Annotated in this window: 18 protein-coding genes; 4 read left to right on the top strand and 14 right to left on the bottom strand. The window is 40.6% G+C overall.

From position 1 onward, the window contains the following. Nucleotides 1-302 (top strand): transposase (locus FTU35_RS04390; protein WP_026438358.1); only part of this gene is annotated, 302 nt, incomplete at its 5' end. 12 nt (nucleotides 303-314) lie between these two features. Next, a complete protein-coding gene (locus FTU35_RS04385; RefSeq protein WP_179991217.1) occupies nucleotides 315-632 on the top strand; it encodes an NGG1p interacting factor NIF3 in 318 nt (105 codons plus the stop codon). Between the two features lie 562 nt (nucleotides 633-1,194). Here FTU35_RS04385 and FTU35_RS04380 read toward each other — a convergent pair. Further along, nucleotides 1,195-1,971, bottom strand: coding sequence for a nitroreductase family protein (locus FTU35_RS04380; protein ID WP_179991216.1), 777 nt, complete (start codon nucleotides 1,969-1,971; stop codon nucleotides 1,195-1,197). A gap of 150 nt (nucleotides 1,972-2,121) precedes the next feature. Further along, complete coding sequence (locus FTU35_RS04375; RefSeq protein ID WP_096901116.1) at nucleotides 2,122-2,922, bottom strand: enoyl-CoA hydratase-related protein; 801 nt, start codon at nucleotides 2,920-2,922, stop codon at nucleotides 2,122-2,124. 411 nt (nucleotides 2,923-3,333) lie between these two features. Between FTU35_RS04375 and FTU35_RS04370 the strand changes: the two genes are divergently transcribed. After that, the gene (locus FTU35_RS04370; RefSeq protein WP_096901115.1) at nucleotides 3,334-3,906 is read left to right on the top strand and encodes a nicotinate-nicotinamide nucleotide adenylyltransferase; all 573 of its coding nucleotides are present in this window, start codon (nucleotides 3,334-3,336) and stop codon (nucleotides 3,904-3,906) included. A 78-nt stretch (nucleotides 3,907-3,984) separates the two neighbouring features. Here FTU35_RS04370 and FTU35_RS04365 read toward each other — a convergent pair whose 3' ends face one another. From FTU35_RS04365 to dapD, 5 genes are all read right to left on the bottom strand, one after another. Next, the gene (locus tag FTU35_RS04365; protein ID WP_096901114.1) at nucleotides 3,985-4,443 is read right to left on the bottom strand and encodes a peroxiredoxin; all 459 of its coding nucleotides are present in this window, start codon (nucleotides 4,441-4,443) and stop codon (nucleotides 3,985-3,987) included. Between the two features lie 70 nt (nucleotides 4,444-4,513). Further along, complete coding sequence (locus FTU35_RS04360; RefSeq protein WP_004971768.1) at nucleotides 4,514-4,918, bottom strand: hypothetical protein; 405 nt, start codon at nucleotides 4,916-4,918, stop codon at nucleotides 4,514-4,516. Nucleotides 4,919-4,931: 13 nt separating this feature from the next. Further along, nucleotides 4,932-5,603 (bottom strand): 7-cyano-7-deazaguanine synthase QueC, encoded by a 672-nt coding sequence (gene queC / locus FTU35_RS04355; protein WP_136144778.1) that lies wholly within the window; start codon nucleotides 5,601-5,603, stop codon nucleotides 4,932-4,934. Between the two features lie 89 nt (nucleotides 5,604-5,692). Next, entirely contained in the window at nucleotides 5,693-6,403 is a 711-nt protein-coding gene (gene queE, locus FTU35_RS04350; protein ID WP_136144777.1) for a 7-carboxy-7-deazaguanine synthase QueE, read from the bottom strand. Nucleotides 6,404-6,483: 80 nt separating this feature from the next. Continuing rightward, nucleotides 6,484-7,305 carry a 2,3,4,5-tetrahydropyridine-2,6-dicarboxylate N-succinyltransferase gene (dapD, locus tag FTU35_RS04345; RefSeq protein WP_004971762.1) on the bottom strand — a complete coding sequence of 274 codons (822 nt, stop codon included), beginning with the start codon at nucleotides 7,303-7,305 and terminating at the stop codon, nucleotides 6,484-6,486. Between the two features lie 299 nt (nucleotides 7,306-7,604). Here dapD and carO point away from each other — a divergent pair, with 299 nt between their 5' ends. After that, entirely contained in the window at nucleotides 7,605-8,336 is a 732-nt protein-coding gene (gene carO / locus FTU35_RS04340) for an ornithine uptake porin CarO (RefSeq protein ID WP_179991214.1), read from the top strand. A gap of 57 nt (nucleotides 8,337-8,393) precedes the next feature. Here the strand turns inward: carO and FTU35_RS04335 are convergent, their stop codons facing one another. The 7 genes from FTU35_RS04335 to FTU35_RS04305 form a co-directional block, all read right to left on the bottom strand. Beyond that, nucleotides 8,394-9,566 carry an outer membrane protein transport protein gene (locus FTU35_RS04335; protein WP_180064521.1) on the bottom strand — a complete coding sequence of 391 codons (1,173 nt, stop codon included), beginning with the start codon at nucleotides 9,564-9,566 and terminating at the stop codon, nucleotides 8,394-8,396. A 184-nt stretch (nucleotides 9,567-9,750) separates the two neighbouring features. Further along, entirely contained in the window at nucleotides 9,751-10,674 is a 924-nt protein-coding gene (locus FTU35_RS04330; RefSeq protein WP_131261163.1) for a CysB family HTH-type transcriptional regulator, read from the bottom strand. A 52-nt stretch (nucleotides 10,675-10,726) separates the two neighbouring features. Further along, a complete protein-coding gene (locus FTU35_RS04325) occupies nucleotides 10,727-11,788 on the bottom strand; it encodes a sulfate/molybdate ABC transporter ATP-binding protein (RefSeq protein ID WP_179990088.1) in 1,062 nt (353 codons plus the stop codon). Between the two features lie 11 nt (nucleotides 11,789-11,799). Then, entirely contained in the window at nucleotides 11,800-12,693 is an 894-nt protein-coding gene (gene cysW / locus FTU35_RS04320) for a sulfate ABC transporter permease subunit CysW (RefSeq protein WP_096901108.1), read from the bottom strand. Beyond that, entirely contained in the window at nucleotides 12,690-13,523 is an 834-nt protein-coding gene (cysT, locus tag FTU35_RS04315; protein WP_004971748.1) for a sulfate ABC transporter permease subunit CysT, read from the bottom strand. Before cysT ends, cysW begins: the two co-directional genes overlap by 4 nt. An 87-nt stretch (nucleotides 13,524-13,610) precedes the next feature. Beyond that, the gene (locus FTU35_RS04310; RefSeq protein ID WP_096901106.1) at nucleotides 13,611-14,216 is read right to left on the bottom strand and encodes an alpha/beta hydrolase; all 606 of its coding nucleotides are present in this window, start codon (nucleotides 14,214-14,216) and stop codon (nucleotides 13,611-13,613) included. Nucleotides 14,217-14,535: 319 nt separating this feature from the next. Continuing rightward, the gene (locus tag FTU35_RS04305) at nucleotides 14,536-15,543 is read right to left on the bottom strand and encodes a sulfate ABC transporter substrate-binding protein (RefSeq protein WP_180064520.1); all 1,008 of its coding nucleotides are present in this window, start codon (nucleotides 15,541-15,543) and stop codon (nucleotides 14,536-14,538) included. Between the last annotated feature and the right edge of the window lie 25 nt (nucleotides 15,544-15,568).

Raw genomic sequence — 15,568 nt, 5'->3', positions numbered from 1 at the left:
GAGGCTACATTAGCCAACCATTGAAAGAAACACTTAAAGAGCAAGGCATTGATTTAATTACTTATCCAAGAAAAAATATGAGAGTGACCTTATTGCCATTTTCTGATGAATTTCATCTACGACAACGCAAAAGAATTGAAACATTGATAGGATTATTGAAAGAAAAATATCACTTAGTTACGAGTAAACATCGTTCGATTGCTGGTTTTTTAGCAGGCGTATTTTCTTCACTATGTGCGTATCAACTTTGCCAAAAGAATAAGCCTAAAATTCATGTGATTAAATCTTTGGCTTATCCGTAACTGGGGTTAAATATGCTCAAACTGATTTATTATGTGCCTGAATCTCATCTTGAAGAAACCAAACTGGCTATTTTTGCAGCGGGTGCAGGTGGAATTGGCAATTATGAACATTGTGCATGGCAGGTTTTAGGCACAGGGCAATTTAAACCTGTAAAAGGAGCAAATCCTTTTATTGGTGAGTTAGATGCTTTGGAACACGTTGCCGAATGGCGCGTGGAAACCATTGTACCTGAGCAAAATGCTCAGGCAGTCGCAAAAGCGCTCAAGGCAAGCCATCCTTACGAAGAGCCTGCCTTTGAGTTTATGCAACTTTTAGATATTAATTTTTAAAGACTTAAATACCAATTTTTAAAGACTTAAATACCAATTTTTAAAGAAAAATAGAATTGTACGATCACTCATATATGGATTGGGGCAAATATAAGTTGCGTAGATAGATTTTACTTTTCACGGGCGAAAAGTAACAAAAGCCCTCTGTTAGACTGATGGTACGTCCTGTACCACAGTCTAACGGGCGACATCCTTGTCGCCTTATCACGAGTCAAAATGTGGCTAGGTTTTAAAAATACAGTTGAAATATTAGGGTCTGTTGACACTTCATCTATGTTTGCGACGTGAGAGATATATCTCGCAAGGTTTTTTAGCTGATATAAGGCATGGGGCAGGAAATTTAGTTATTCTAAATGACTGACTCATAACGCAATAGCAGCAAAAAATATGCTCGTCCCCTTGCGCAGCAAACAAAGCAGCGCTTTGTTCTTGCTCATGTGGCTAAAACTTTCTCAGATTACGTTATGAAACTTGGCAATAGTCTCGCTATTCCTTGCGTTTCATGCCTAATCTGCTCAGTTTTAGCCTACAGCGCAAGCCATTTATGAAATGTTAACAGCCCCTAGACTTTCTGAATAAACAGGTCACGGTCAAAACGGTATTGCGGGAAAAAGACACCATCTTCGGCACGTTCACCTGCAGCAATCACCATCACTGGAAATTGTTGATCATTCAGTTTTAAGAGTTTGCGTACCATCGGCTCATCAAAACCTTCCATCATGCAGCTATCAAAACCGTGTGCGCGAAGGGCCAAGACCATATTTTCACAGGCGAGTGCTGTAGTTTTACTTGCCCAAAGTTTGGCATCTGCAGGGTTAAATGCAGTCACAGGTAATTGTTTATCTAAACTACGTGCAATTTTGAAAGTGACTTTCTTAAAGTTACCTACTGCGTTTAAGTAGCCAGTCATGTAGTTATAAGGAATAAACTTGTAATATTTTTTGACTGAAGCAGGTGCTTCAGGAAAAGGGAACTCGCTGATATTCTTTTTTGCCATTTCATCAACACGGTCTGTACGTGCAATACACACGATTAGCTCTGCTGCAGTACGAGCAGCGATTTGTCCTAAGCAGGCTTTAACCAGTTGTTTTTTCTTGGCAGGATTTTGCACCACGACAAAAGTCCACGGTTGTAAATTAGATGAGTTTGGTGCCAATAAAGCCATATCTAAACAATCATCCAATACTTCCGCAGGAATGGCTTTGTCGGTAAATTTACGCACCGAACGACGGCTTTGAATGACTTTTTTAAAGTTTTCTACATCAATATCTTGTGGTGCAGGTTCAAAATAACGTTCTTTTTTTTCAGCTTTAACATCGGCTGGATTTGGATTAGACATTACAATTTTCCTCAATTTTTTAATGATTGACAGCTCATTGCAGAATATGGGGGCGAATAAAGAAAAAACCACATTCAGCCAAAATGAATGTGGTTTTAAAACGTCTAGTTTACTTGAAATGGGTGTAAGTACATTTCAGCTAAACAACGTTTAATTAAATTGGCTGAAATCAGGTTTACGTTTTTGCATAAAGGCCTGCACCGCTTCCATCATTTCTGCTGAGCCGACACGTTGCATAAAAATCTCTGCTTCATGGTCAATCCACGCCACAATTTCATTGACATTATGTTTCATGAGGGCTTTAGATTGTTTAAGTGATGCCAATGGTAAAGCTGCCAATTGTGCTGCTTTTTGTTGCGCCGTTGCATAGACATCGGTTTCAATGCTATTAACTAAATTTGCCGATAATGCCGTTTCGCTATTGAATTTTTGTGCAGTTAGCAACAGTTCAGCCGCTTTGTGATAGCCTGCTTGTTCTACTAGAAGTTTGCTTGATGCACCTTCAGGCGATAAGCCCAAGCTCACAAATGGAATTTGGAATAGGGCAGTATTGTCGCTATATACCAAATCTGCATGTAATAGAATTGTGACACCAATGCCAATTGCCACCCCACGTACAGCTGCAATCAGCGGTTTAGAAAACTTAGCTGCAGATTTTAATAAGATGAATGGAGGGCCTTCGGCAGCAGGTAGTTGTCCTTTAAGTGCAGCAGACTTCATAAAGTCTTGCATGTCATTGCCAGCACTAAAATCTGCATCTGTGCCACGTAAAATTACACAACGTACTGCGTTGGACTGATCTGCTTCATCTAAGGCTTGTGCAATCCACAAATATAATTCACCATACAGCGCGTTTTTTGCTTCTGGTCGGTTGATGGCTAAAGTCAGTACGCCATTGTCTAAATTCGCATTCAAATGTGGGTGAGGTTGTTGAATACAGCTCAGTGTCATCGTACTATCCTTGCTTTGATTGGTTTGAATTTATGGCTCATTATGTCGCAAATTCGCAGCGCTGGCACAACTCATGAGTTCATAAAAAGTTAGTGAATGATGAGATTTGCGTTCCTAATTCAATGTGAAATTTATTTAGAATTTGGGGTTGTTCATTTAAAAAATGAATAAGCAAGGCGGAATCTTAACGTCTATTAATTCTATTTTAGGATTAACCTTCGGTTCGACCTACTTTTGTTTTGGCAAAAGTAGGCAAAACCATTTGTCATCCACGAAACCTGCCCAATTATTGTTTTTGATTTATTATCTTGCAAAAACAATAATGAGTTGATACCACGCAGGTTGTGGATGACATTTCCGCGTATCAGATAGCATCATGTTGTTATCAAAATTAGGATTGGCGTATTTATTATGCAATATACGTTTGATTATTTGGTTTTCATTGGCCGCTTTCAGCCATTTCATTTGGCGCATTTGCAAACCATTCAAATTGCGTTAGCACGTAGTCATTATGTGATTTTGGCATTAGGTTCTGCACAAAATGAGCGCAATTTAAAAAATCCGTTTTTAGCCAAAGAACGTGAGCAGATGATTTTGTCTAACTTTTCACCTGAGATGCAAGAACGGATTAAGTTTGTGCATGTCGTAGATGTCTACAATGATGAAAAATGGCAAAAACTAGTCAAATCTTTAGTCGGTGAATTGATTCAACCGCAAGATCGTGTTGGTTTAATTGGGCATTTTAAAGATGACTCGTCTTATTATTTAAAGTTTTTCCCTGAATGGGAGATGGTAGAATTAGACAGCTTGCAAGATGCCATGTCTGCTACGCCTGCACGTGAGGCTTATTATCGTGGGGAAATACAGCCTAATTTTTTCCCGCAAGGCACAATTGATTTCTTAACCGCATTTCAAAACACGGAAATTTATCGTCAATTACAAGACAAATACCAGCAGCAGGACAGCAGTAATTTGACGGAGTAATCCAGTTTTTAAATGAAAAAGGATGATTGAAAAAGCTTTCAATCATCCAGAACATTGTGTTTTTTTAGAGGCCGAAAATTAAGCCTGTAAAGCGGTTAAATCCGCAAGCACTTGCTCGGCATGTCCTGCAGCTTTGACTTTACGATATTCTTTCAGTAATTGACCTTGATGGAAAATAAAAGTAGAGCGTTCAATGCCCATAACTTTTTTGCCATACATATTTTTTTCTTTAATCACATCAAACAACTGACACAATACTTCTTCTTTATCGCTAATCAAGTTGATGCCTAAAGATTGTTTTTCGGTAAAGTTTTGATGGGCTTTGACTGAGTCGCGCGAAATGCCAATGATGGTGGTATTAAGCGCATCAAATTGTGGCTTTAGCGCAGTAAAATCGACAGCTTGTGTGGTGCAGCCTGGGGTAGAATCTTTCGGGTAAAAATACACCACTAACCAATCTGTACCAAGTTCGGTTAAATTGACTTCGCCTGTGGTTGCAGGAAAAGCTTGATTTGGTAATTGAATTGTCGTGCTCATATTTTTCTCCAAAATCATGCACATAAAAAACTAGCCACATAAAGTGGCTAGTTGAAATTGTTAAGAAAAATTATTTTTTCTCAGCCGCTTTCATTGCTTCTTCAGTTAAGGTTTTTAATTTACCTGTAAGCTGAGGACCAAAACAAGTTTGCAAATCTTTATTTTGCTTTTGTACAAAAGCTAAAGTCGCAGGGCTCTTTTTCTGGTTAATTGCGCTTTGAATTTCCCATTTTTGAGCGTTGGTTAATTTACCATCTGCTTCTACTGCACAAGTACAATATTTGCTTACTTCAGCTGTAGTCAGTTTTTTGCCTTTTGCAGTTTCTTCTTTACAAACATTAATTAAAGCTGCTTTTACATTGGTGCTTTTATATGCTTGTTGCAACTTGTCATTATTTGCGTGTGTCGTTGTTGCGAATAATGCAGCAACAGACATAATCGCAGAAACTATAATGTTTGATTTTAAATTTTTCATACACTTTACCTTGTTATGACGGTATATAACGCGTTGGGTCTGCAACACCGGCATCGGCAAAACCTTGTTTGCGTAAGCGACAGCTGTCACATTTACCACAAGCACGTCCTTGGTCATCTGCTTGGTAGCAAGAAACCGTTTGACTATAGTCTACGCCATGTTCAATACCTAAGCGAATAATATTTGCTTTGGATAAATGTAACAAAGGTGTCTCAAATTTTAACGGTTTGCCTTCTACGCCAACTTTGGTTGCCAAGCGTGCCATATTGGCAAAAGCATCAATAAATTCAGGACGACAGTCAGGATAGCCCGAATAATCTACCGCATTAATACCAATCACAATTGCTTCTGCATCAAAAACTTCGGCAGCTGCCAAAGCATAAGACAGGAAGATGGTATTACGCGCAGGCACATAAGTCACAGGAATACCTTCTTGCTCATGATCAGGTACTTCAATGCTGTGATCGGTCAGGGCAGAACCGCCCAAGTTGCCTAAATCAATATTAATCACACGATGCTCAATGCCTGCATTTTTAGTCAAGGCACGTGCAGCATCTAGCTCTGTAGTCGAGCGTTGACCATACATAAAACTAAGTGCAATACATTCATAACGCGCTTGTGCCCATGCCAAACACGTGGTTGAGTCTAATCCACCAGATAACAATACAATGGCACGAGGGCGCATAATTGAACTCCAAATTTTAAAATATAGCGATAGAACTTGAGCAAAAGTGTGAAGATTGACGTCAATACGAATGGGGATTCGTGAGGAGATTAACGACCTGTTTCATCATTCCAAAGCAATTTATGTAATTGCAATTGGAAACGAACAGGGAGATGGTCGGCTAAAATCCACTGTGCCAAATCACGTGCAAGTTGTGGCAAGGCGACTGCACCTTTTTCGACAGCAAATGCAGGGGAGAACCACACTGTATCGACTTTTTTATGCAACTGATATTGCTCAACTTGCTGCTTCGCCCAAAGATAATCGTCATGATTGCAAATCACAAATTTGATTTGATCATGTGGGTTTAAAAAATCTAAATTTGATAATAAGTTGCGTGACATTTCACCCGATGCAGGGGTTTTTAAATCCAGCACCTTCGACACACGGTTATCCACTTTAGAAATATCTAAAGCTCCACTGGTTTCCAAAGACACTTCACAACCTAAATCTGCCAAGCGTTGCATGAGTGGCAGTGCATTCGGTTGAGCCAGAGGTTCACCGCCCGTCACACATACATACGGTGTTTTAAATTCTAGCGTGGTTTGGATGATGTCATCTAAAGATTGACGTTCGCCACCTTCAAAAGAATAAGTGGTATCACAGTAATGGCAACGCAATGGACAACCCGTTAAACGAATAAACACGGTTGGCAAGCCCGATGTATTGGCTTCGCCCTGCAATGAATAGAAAATCTCCGTGATGCGTAAACCCGCAGACGGATCAGAAACAGGAATAGCGGAAGATCGGAGGGTATTCATAAAATTCATCACAGTATGTAAAAAAACAAAAATCCCTACGGTCATTGCTGATCGTAGAGATGCTGAAGACTGAAAGGAAATTAGTCTTCGCGTAATAAATCGTTCAAGCTGGTTTTTGCACGGGTTTTCGCATCTACTTTCTTCACAATGATAGCAGCATACAAGCTATAAGTGCCACATTTAGAAGGCAGGTTACCAGAAACTACCACCGAACCTGCAGGTACACGACCATAATGGATTTCGCCAGTTTCACGGTCATAAATTTTGGTCGATTGACCAATATAAACGCCCATAGAAATGACAGAACCTTCTTCCACAATCACGCCTTCAACAATTTCAGAACGTGCGCCAATGAAGCAGTTGTCTTCAATAATAGTTGGGTTTGCTTGAAGTGGCTCAAGTACACCACCAATACCTACACCACCCGATAAATGCACGTTTTTACCAATTTGTGCACATGAACCTACCGTTGCCCATGTATCAACCATGGTGCCTTCATCTACATAAGCGCCAATATTGACATAAGATGGCATTAACACCACATTTTTGGCTTGGAATGAACCTTTACGTGCAACTGCTGGCGGTACAACACGCACACCTGCTTGTTTGAATTGCTCGTCAGTCCAACCTGTAAATTTCGTGTCTACTTTGTCGTAGAAACGCAAATCGCAAGATTCAATTGGCTTGTTATCATTGAGTTTAAAAGATAACAAAACTGCCTTTTTTAACCATTGGTGAACGATCCACTCACCATTAATTTTTTCAGCAACGCGTAATGTGCCGTTATCTAAACCTGCAATTGCTTGTTCAACTGCCTGACGAATTTCAGCGGGACAATCTGCAGCGCTGAAATTAGCGCGGTCTTCAAATGCTTGTTCAATGATTGTTGAAAGCTGAGACATCGATGTTCTTACCAGAAAAAAATTTTCCAAAGATTTTACACTATATTGAGTGAGGAATAGATAAAAATTGGAACAGATTGGAATTTATCCTTAGTAAGATAAACAAGTTAAGTTGCGCGCTAAATTGTTGAAGTTTTGAAAATAAATGCTTTTGCAATAAACAATAAGAATAAATTTGTATCAAAAAATAACAAAAACGGGGTAAATTTTGCATAAAAGCTGACCGCAACATGCTCTATAGTTTTCTCATGACAAACACGAATGAAAATTCAAAAAGTTTTAGTTTGAGGAGAAACACAATGAAATCTTTACACACAATTTTAGCCGCTTCGGTATTGGCAGCAGCTGCAGGTTCTGCAATGGCAGATACAGCTGTTGTGCAAGATGGTTATGCATTTGACCGTAACCAACTCATTCCAACAGGTGTTCGTGCTGAAGTCGGTACAACTGGTTATGGTGGTGCCTTACTTTGGACTGCAAACCCGTACGTTGGCTTAGCTTTAGGTTATAACGGTGGTGATATTTCTTGGTCAGATGACTTATCTATTAATGGTACTAAGTACGATATGGATATGGACAATAACTTGACCTATTTAAATGCTGAAATTCGCCCATGGGGTGCAAGTCCAAGTAAATGGGCACAAGGCGTTTATGTAGCTGCTGGTGTTGGTTATATTGACAATGAATACGGCTTAGATAAGCGAAATAAAAATGCTCAAGGAACTATTCATGTAAATGATGTTGCTTATATTGGTGAGGGTGGTGTAAAAGGCAAACTCGCTTATGAAAATGACATTGCGCCATATTTAGGTCTAGGTTTTGCTCCAAAGATTAACAATAATTGGGGCGTATTTGGTGAAGTTGGTGCTTACTACACTGGAAATCCGACAGTTGAGTTAGAGGAATATGGTAATCTAGATGGTGGAGTACCAATTGCAGAATCTGTACGTGCCGAAGCACAAAAAATCCGTAATGATGACAAATACGAATGGATGCCAGTAGCTAAACTAGGTGTAAGTTACCATTGGTAATATCCGTTAGCTTTAGCTAAACCTTAAAAAACGAGCTGCGGCTCGTTTTTTTGTGGCTTAAAAACGGTGTGCAAGTTTGAGATGATAAATCCAAGCATCCCGTTCTTCGAGTTGTGAAAAGTGTGAGTTTTGTGAAAGAAAAGAAGACCCTTGTGCATTCTTTGGTTGATTAAAGTACAAATAATGAATCCCACTAATCACAAAAGTTTTAGGGGTGAAATTATAAATAAGGCCAGTACCTAAACCTAAATAACCATCTACAGGGTTGAAGCTGGAAGCTGGGTTTCCTGCACCTGAGTCCCACAATCCTTCAACAGCAGTGATCCATTTGGGTGACCATTGATGCGCTACACCCAAACGTACCGACCACTGATTTTTTTGGTAATCAATCAGATTTAAATTCATATTGGGTACTTGCTGTAGCATTGCAGCATATTGTGTGGGCTGAATTTCAAAATCTTGCCAATTCACCCATCTTAATGATGCATAGAGAAAATTTTGGGCAGGTAAACCTGTTTGAAAATCTAGATTAATCGATTCTGGTGTTTGAATAGTAGTCGCATGCTGTGGTGCAATCTCTAGAGGAAACCCCCAAAAACTTTCGCTAGCATTGGTATGGTGCTTAATTTTAGAACGATAGGTAATAGCAGTAGTGAAAGCATATTCAGGAAGCTGATAGCTGACACCTACCAGCCAGCCCCAAGCGTGATCTTTAGGGAAATGCACAGCATAATCAACGTAAAAATTTTCGACGTGTGTACCAATTCTGAGATTCCCTGAAAAGGATTGGTAGCTCACACCCGTAAACAGATTCCAGTTTGTATTTGGTTGATAGCCGACCAGTGCAGTCATGTTGTTTGAATCGAATTCAACGTCTGCAATTTCTGAAGAGGGGTGAGTCGTGTTGAACTGATAATCCACATCCGTAAAAAAAGGTTGGTCAAATAATAATGCGACCGAAACTTGTGGATGCGGTTGTAGTTTTAAGGCGGCTTGAAAGTAGTGTTGCTTATTCACCATATCGCCTGTAGAAAACTCAGGATTCCCTAGAGATGAAACAGGTTGCACTTTTCCTGAAACATTCGGGTTGACTTGCAGCACAGACACTTCTGCATAATTGCCTTTTTCAAAGAAAGCTTGAATGGATTGATTGCTGCGTTCTAAGCCTGCAGCACAAACATGACCGACGGGCAGCACGTAGAATAACGCAGTATAAATGTGATATTTCATGTTACGCCCTTGGTCTAAATTATAGAATTGTGTTTAAAATCAAATAATCATTTTTATTGTTGATTATATTTTATGCATAATTTGAATCAATTTAAAACATTATTTTCCTGTTTTAAGATAAACGAAGATCATGGCGAAATAATGAAACATAAGAGAGCGAATGCGCTCTCTTATGTGAATGGGGTTATTCGTCAGGATAAGCAATGCGCTTTAACGCTTTAATATCGGCATTTGGTGCACATAAAGAAATAAACTCATAGCCATAGCCACGTAGTAAATGTCCTTTGCGAACCGCAATCCATGTGGTGTTTACCCCAAAAATATCGGTCTGGATTTGTTTTAGACGGTAATCGCGTTCTGCATCGTATGCCACATTGTTTACCACGCCTACGCCCATGCCCAATTCAACATAGGTCTTAATAACATCGGCATCAAGTGCAGACATAACGATATTGACATCAATTCCTGCATCGGTAAATGCTTTGTCAATTTTAGAACGTCCCGTAAAGCCGCCGTGATAAGTGATGATTGGATATTCTGCCAAATCGGTCAGGCTAATCTCAGTTTTACTGGCTAAAGGATGATCTTGCGGGGTAATAATGCTGTGGCGCCAGTCATAATAAGGCACACTTGCCAAGTTCTCTTCAGTGGTTAGAGATTCGGTTGCAATACCAATATCGGCTTCACCTTGTAGCAGCATTTCGGCAATTTCAACAGGGCTGGCTTGTTGCAAAATCAAATGTACTTTAGGGAATTCTTTTTTAAACAAATTCACAATAGGCGGCAGCACATAACGCGCTTGGGTATGTGTAGTCGCAATGGTGAGCGTGCCTTCATCGACTTTATTAAAGTCATCGGCAAGGCGTTTAATGTTATCTGCATCAACCAACATGCGTTCGACAATACTCAGCAAAGCTTGTCCTGGCTCGGTTAAACCTAGTAGACGTTTGCCTTTGCGCACAAAAAGCTGCACACCAAGCTCATCTTCAAGGTCTTTAATGTGCTTACTCACGCCCGATTGAGAAGTGTATAGTGCCGCAGACGCTTCGGTTAAATTAAAGTTTTGCCGAACGGTTTCTCTAATAATTCTAAGTTGTTGGAAGTTCATAGTGGTGCAACCCTAAAAAGGATGGAGCGGGTTAGGCTCCATCTTGATGTCCTTATGCGACTTGATTTTCAAATAAATGTAAAGTGGTTACACTTAACCAAACCGTTTGATTTGGGCGGAATTGGTGCAGTTTCGCTTCATCTGCAGTGAGTGCAATTTCAATTAAATTCCCTTGGCGATCTTGCAATTCTGCAACTACTTTACCAGCAATCCAAACCTCACGTAAGAAGGTCGCTTGAATGGTATTTTCCTGTGGTTGGGCATGAATATGCAACTCATCTGGACGCGCAAATGCAATCACTTTGCCTTGTGGTGCATTTGGTTGATTGAGAAGTTGTACGCGATCTTCACCAATTTGCACAACCCCTTGATGATGTTGTCCTTCAAAACGGTTGGCTTGACCTAAGAAGTCAAATACAAACGGAGTTGCAGGCTGTTCATACACTTCACGCGGTGAACCAATTTGTTCGACATTACCTTTGTTCATGACAATAATTTGATCGGCAACTTCGAGTGCTTCTTCCTGATCGTGGGTCACGAAAATTGAAGTGATGTGTAATTCATCATGCAAAGTTCTTAACCAACGACGTAATTCTTTACGCACTTTGGCATCAAGCGCACCAAAAGGTTCATCCAATAACAATACGCGTGGTTCTACCGCTAAGGCACGTGCCAAAGCAATACGTTGACGTTGTCCACCCGATAACTGCGCAGGATAACGGTCTGCTAAAAAGCTTAACTGTACCAAGTCGAGCAAACGCATAACACGTTTTTTAATCTCAGCTTCTGAAGGTCGGGTTGCACGTGGACGTACCCGTAAACCAAACGCGATATTGTCAAATACAGTCATGTGGCGGAATAAGGCATAGTGCTGGAAAACGAAACCGACTTGACGTTCACGTACATGCACATCGGTTGCATCCTGACCTTCTAAAATGACTTGTCCTCGATCTGCCGATTCTAAACCCGCAATAATACGCAACAAGGTGGTTTTACCACAGCCTGAAGGTCCAAGCAGTGCCACCAATTGACCATCTGGAAAATCGAGGGAGATGTCTTTAAGTGCATGGAATGCACCAAAATTTTTTTCAATATTTTTAACTTGAATACTCATGCGGTCATTCCTTAAGAAACAGTTGAATCTTCATTGCGTTGGTTTTGCTTTTCTTGGCGAATTTCAACCCAAGTTTTTAAAATCAGGGTCACAATCGCGAGAAGTGCCAAGAGAGAGGACACCGCAAACGCAGCACTAAAGGTATATTCGTTATAGAGAATTTCGACGTGCAGCGGTAGGGTGTTGGTTTCTCCGCGAATATGCCCCGATACCACAGATACCGCGCCAAACTCACCCATTGCGCGGGCATTACACAGAATCACGCCGTAAATTAAACCCCATTTTATATTTGGCAAAGTGACTTTCCAGAAGGTCTGCCAACCCGATGCACCTAATACAATCGCAGCTTCTTCTTCCTCTGTGCCTTGCGCTTCCATTAAAGGAATCAATTCACGCGCCACAAAAGGTACAGTAATGAAGATGGTGGCAATCACAATTGCAGGCACGGCATATAAAACTTTGATGTCGTGTTCCATCAACCAGCCGCCCATCCAACCTTGTGTACCAAAAATCAGGACTAGCATTAAACCTGCAATGACAGGAGAAACTGAAAAAGGCATATCAATTAAGGTGGTGAGAATCGACTTACCACGGAAATTGAATTTCGCCACTGACCACGCTGCGGCAATACCAAATACCACGTTTAAAGGTACGGCAATGGCTGCAGTGAGTAAGGTTAATTTCACTGCCGATAAAGTGTCAGGATGCACCAATGCTTGGGCATAGACACCAATGCCTTGTTTAAACGCTTCGACAAAAACCAAAATCAGCGGCAAAATCAGACAGCTTAAGAAGAAAATGAAGGCAATTGCAATCAGGGTATAGCGTACCCAAGTCGGTTCACGTGTTGCATCGCGTGATTGTAGTTTTTCAGCCAAAGCATTGCTGTTGGTATTTAAACTCATCGTGCAGTTCTCCCTGTGCGACGACTTGCCCATGCTTGTAATAAGTTAATCAGGAACAGCATGACAAAAGAAATCAGCAACATCACCACAGCAATTGTGGTTGCACCTGCATAGTCATATTCTTCCAAACGGGAAATAATCATTAAGGGTGCAATTTCAGTTTTAAATGGTTGGTTACCCGCAATGAATATCACCGAGCCATATTCACCCACGCCACGCGCAAATGCGAGGGCAAAACCTGTAATCAGTGCAGGCAATAAAATAGGGAAAATCACTTTGGTGACAATTTGAAAGCGGTTAGCCCCTAGCGCAGATGCTGCTTCTTCCAACTCGGTTTCTAAGTCACTGAGTACGGGTTGCACGGTACGCACAACAAATGGAATACCAATAAAAATCAGGGCAAGGGTAATCCCGATAGGGGTATACGCGACTTTAATGCCTAATGGTTCTAAATATTGTCCAATCCAGCCAGTCGGTGCGTATAAAGAAGTCAGGGCAATACCCGCAACTGCAGTAGGCAATGCAAAAGGTAAATCGACCAAAGAATCTATAATACGTTTGCCCGGAAAGCTGTATCGTACCAAACACCATGCCAATAATAAGCCGAAGACGACATTAATAAAGGCTGCAATGAGCGCAGCGCTAAAACTGAGTTGCAAAGATTTTTGGATACGTTCTGAACTTAAAATTTCCCATAAACCATCCCAACCGATACCCAGCGATTTAATAAATACAGCCGATAAGGGAATAAGAACAATTAAGGATAAATACGCTAGGGTAAAGCCTAGAGAAAGACCAAATCCTGGCAGCACTTTGGATCGCTGCGACATGATGACTCCTCAAAAGAGAGAATGAGTGTTTAAAAACAAACAGATAAAAGTAAAAGATAAATTCGGCACAAGCATAATTTGCGAAGATTAAATTGCAAATTTGAATAAATACTTGTTGTTATCAGAAATACTGATATGTGATTGCATATTTTCTGCAATCAAATAATCATAAATTTCAGGAAATGCCCCAAAGCCTGATGCAACATTAATATGACCCACTTGTCCTAAATTAATCGGTGTTAATTGCCATGCTTGGGCAAGTGCCTGTGCATCTGCAAAACTTAGCCACGGGTCATTTTCACTGATCAATAAGCGTGTCGGTACAGCCAATTTAAGTTGCTGAAAATAAGCCGAATAATTGCTTTGGCTGTGTTGTGCAAAACCAGATTCACCAAAACGGGCAGGGTTAGCAGGTGCAACCAAAACCACATTTTTAATTTTCGCCTGCAATTTAGGTTGCTGTGCTAAGGCTGCCACTGTGGTCAGACAACCAAAGCTGTGCGCCACAATTTGAATATCGTTCTGAATCGGGGCAACTGTTTTGACAAATTCAGCAACCCAGTTCTGTAAAATTGGGCTATTCCAGTCTGACTGTTGTACACGCGAGCAAGACATGAGTTGTCGTTGTAACCAAGATTGCCAGTGCGCATATTCACTGCCACCTACACCTGGAACAATTACGGTATGAATCATGTCGATGCTCCTTCGCATATTTCAGCCTGAAATAATGATCTGAATAACGCTTGAATATGAATTGAACCCATCATTTTCAGCTTTGGCTGTGATCACTTGGATTCAAAACTCAGTAAGATAATGCTGTAAAATTCATGTTTTAAATAATCTGCAACAAGGATAACTAGAGTTTCTATGCAAAAAAAATAATTAAAAATGAATTTTATATGAATAAAAGAGATATATGTGAATCAGGTAAAAATGCGTTTGTGAAAACACCCGCATTTTTCAATTTGGGTGTTTTCAGCTAGAGCTTTGGTATGATTTACCTTTCGGAGTATTATTTGGTTTGGTTGGCTTTGATAATCTGATCGAAAATACCGCCATTTTCAAAGTGTTGTTTCTGAACTTTGCTCCATCCACCAAACTCTTGATCAATGGTCACGAGTTTTAAGGGTTTAAATTGCGACTTATATTGTGCCAACACCGTAGCATTACGTGGTCGGTAATAATTCTTCGCAGCAATGTTTTGACCCGCAGGCGAATAGAGATAGTTTAAATAGGCTTTGGCTAAGTGTTGATTGCCATCTTTTTGCACATTTTTCTCTACAATCGCCACAGGCGGTTCAGCCAAAATAGATAGAGAAGGCGTGATGATCTCAAATTTACCCGGTTGTTCACGCACGGCTAAATAGGCTTCATTTTCCCAAGCTAACAAAACATCACCAATGCCACGTTCTGCAAAAGTGGTGGTTGAGCCACGTGCGCCTGAATCCAATACTTTGGTTTGTTTATAAATTTGGCGAACAAACTCTTGCGCTTTAGCATCATTGCCCGCAGGTTGATGTTTTGCCCATGCCCACGCTGCCAAATAGTTCCAGCGTCCACCGCCAGATGTTTTTGGATTTGGAGTAATGATTTCCACACCAGGTTTGACCAAATCGCCCCAATCTCGAATACCTTTCGGGTTGCCTTTACGCACTAAAAATACAATTGTGGATGTATAAGGGGTCGAGTTGTGCGGAAATTTCTTTTGCCAGTCTTTAGGTAATAGACCGCGTTTGGCAATTTCATCAATATCGGCAGCCAGTGCCAAAGTCACGACATCGGCACCTAGACCATCAATCACCGCACGTGCCTGTTTGCCCGAACCGCCATGTGATTGTTTAAAGTTAATGTTTTGCCCGGTGGCTTTTTTCCAGTACGCACCGAAATCTTTGTTAAAGTTATCGTATAATTCACGGGTTGGATCGTAGGAAACATTCAGAAAGTCTTTTGCAGAAACGCTCAAGGTTGTTGCCGAAAGTACTGCCGCCAGTAGTCCAATTTTCAGTTTTGTAAAGTTCATGTTTGACCTCAGGTATTAAATCTGT

The sequence above is a fragment of the Acinetobacter sp. YH12095 genome (genome assembly GCF_013419245.1).
In the GTDB taxonomy this organism is placed as follows: domain Bacteria; phylum Pseudomonadota; class Gammaproteobacteria; order Pseudomonadales; family Moraxellaceae; genus Acinetobacter; species Acinetobacter towneri.
Note: the sequence above shows the minus strand (reverse complement) of the source record. Positions and strands in the feature narration are given on the sequence as shown.

What these genes read in the sequence shown, in the direction of transcription:
- FTU35_RS04385 (WP_179991217.1), top strand. Translation starts at nt 315, where the DNA reads ATGCTCAAACTGATTTATTATGTGCCTGAATCTCATCTTGAAGAAACC.
- FTU35_RS04380 (WP_179991216.1), bottom strand. Translation starts at nt 1,971, where the DNA reads ATGTCTAATCCAAATCCAGCCGATGTTAAAGCTGAAAAAAAAGAACGT.
- FTU35_RS04375 (WP_096901116.1), bottom strand. Translation starts at nt 2,922, where the DNA reads ATGACACTGAGCTGTATTCAACAACCTCACCCACATTTGAATGCGAAT.
- FTU35_RS04370 (WP_096901115.1), top strand. Translation starts at nt 3,334, where the DNA reads ATGCAATATACGTTTGATTATTTGGTTTTCATTGGCCGCTTTCAGCCA.
- FTU35_RS04365 (WP_096901114.1), bottom strand. Translation starts at nt 4,443, where the DNA reads ATGAGCACGACAATTCAATTACCAAATCAAGCTTTTCCTGCAACCACA.
- FTU35_RS04360 (WP_004971768.1), bottom strand. Translation starts at nt 4,918, where the DNA reads ATGAAAAATTTAAAATCAAACATTATAGTTTCTGCGATTATGTCTGTT.
- queC (WP_136144778.1), bottom strand. Translation starts at nt 5,603, where the DNA reads ATGCGCCCTCGTGCCATTGTATTGTTATCTGGTGGATTAGACTCAACC.
- queE (WP_136144777.1), bottom strand. Translation starts at nt 6,403, where the DNA reads ATGAATACCCTCCGATCTTCCGCTATTCCTGTTTCTGATCCGTCTGCG.
- dapD (WP_004971762.1), bottom strand. Translation starts at nt 7,305, where the DNA reads ATGTCTCAGCTTTCAACAATCATTGAACAAGCATTTGAAGACCGCGCT.
- carO (WP_179991214.1), top strand. Translation starts at nt 7,605, where the DNA reads ATGAAATCTTTACACACAATTTTAGCCGCTTCGGTATTGGCAGCAGCT.
- FTU35_RS04335 (WP_180064521.1), bottom strand. Translation starts at nt 9,566, where the DNA reads ATGAAATATCACATTTATACTGCGTTATTCTACGTGCTGCCCGTCGGT.
- FTU35_RS04330 (WP_131261163.1), bottom strand. Translation starts at nt 10,674, where the DNA reads ATGAACTTCCAACAACTTAGAATTATTAGAGAAACCGTTCGGCAAAAC.
- FTU35_RS04325 (WP_179990088.1), bottom strand. Translation starts at nt 11,788, where the DNA reads ATGAGTATTCAAGTTAAAAATATTGAAAAAAATTTTGGTGCATTCCAT.
- cysW (WP_096901108.1), bottom strand. Translation starts at nt 12,693, where the DNA reads ATGAGTTTAAATACCAACAGCAATGCTTTGGCTGAAAAACTACAATCA.
- cysT (WP_004971748.1), bottom strand. Translation starts at nt 13,523, where the DNA reads ATGTCGCAGCGATCCAAAGTGCTGCCAGGATTTGGTCTTTCTCTAGGC.
- FTU35_RS04310 (WP_096901106.1), bottom strand. Translation starts at nt 14,216, where the DNA reads ATGATTCATACCGTAATTGTTCCAGGTGTAGGTGGCAGTGAATATGCG.
- FTU35_RS04305 (WP_180064520.1), bottom strand. Translation starts at nt 15,543, where the DNA reads ATGAACTTTACAAAACTGAAAATTGGACTACTGGCGGCAGTACTTTCG.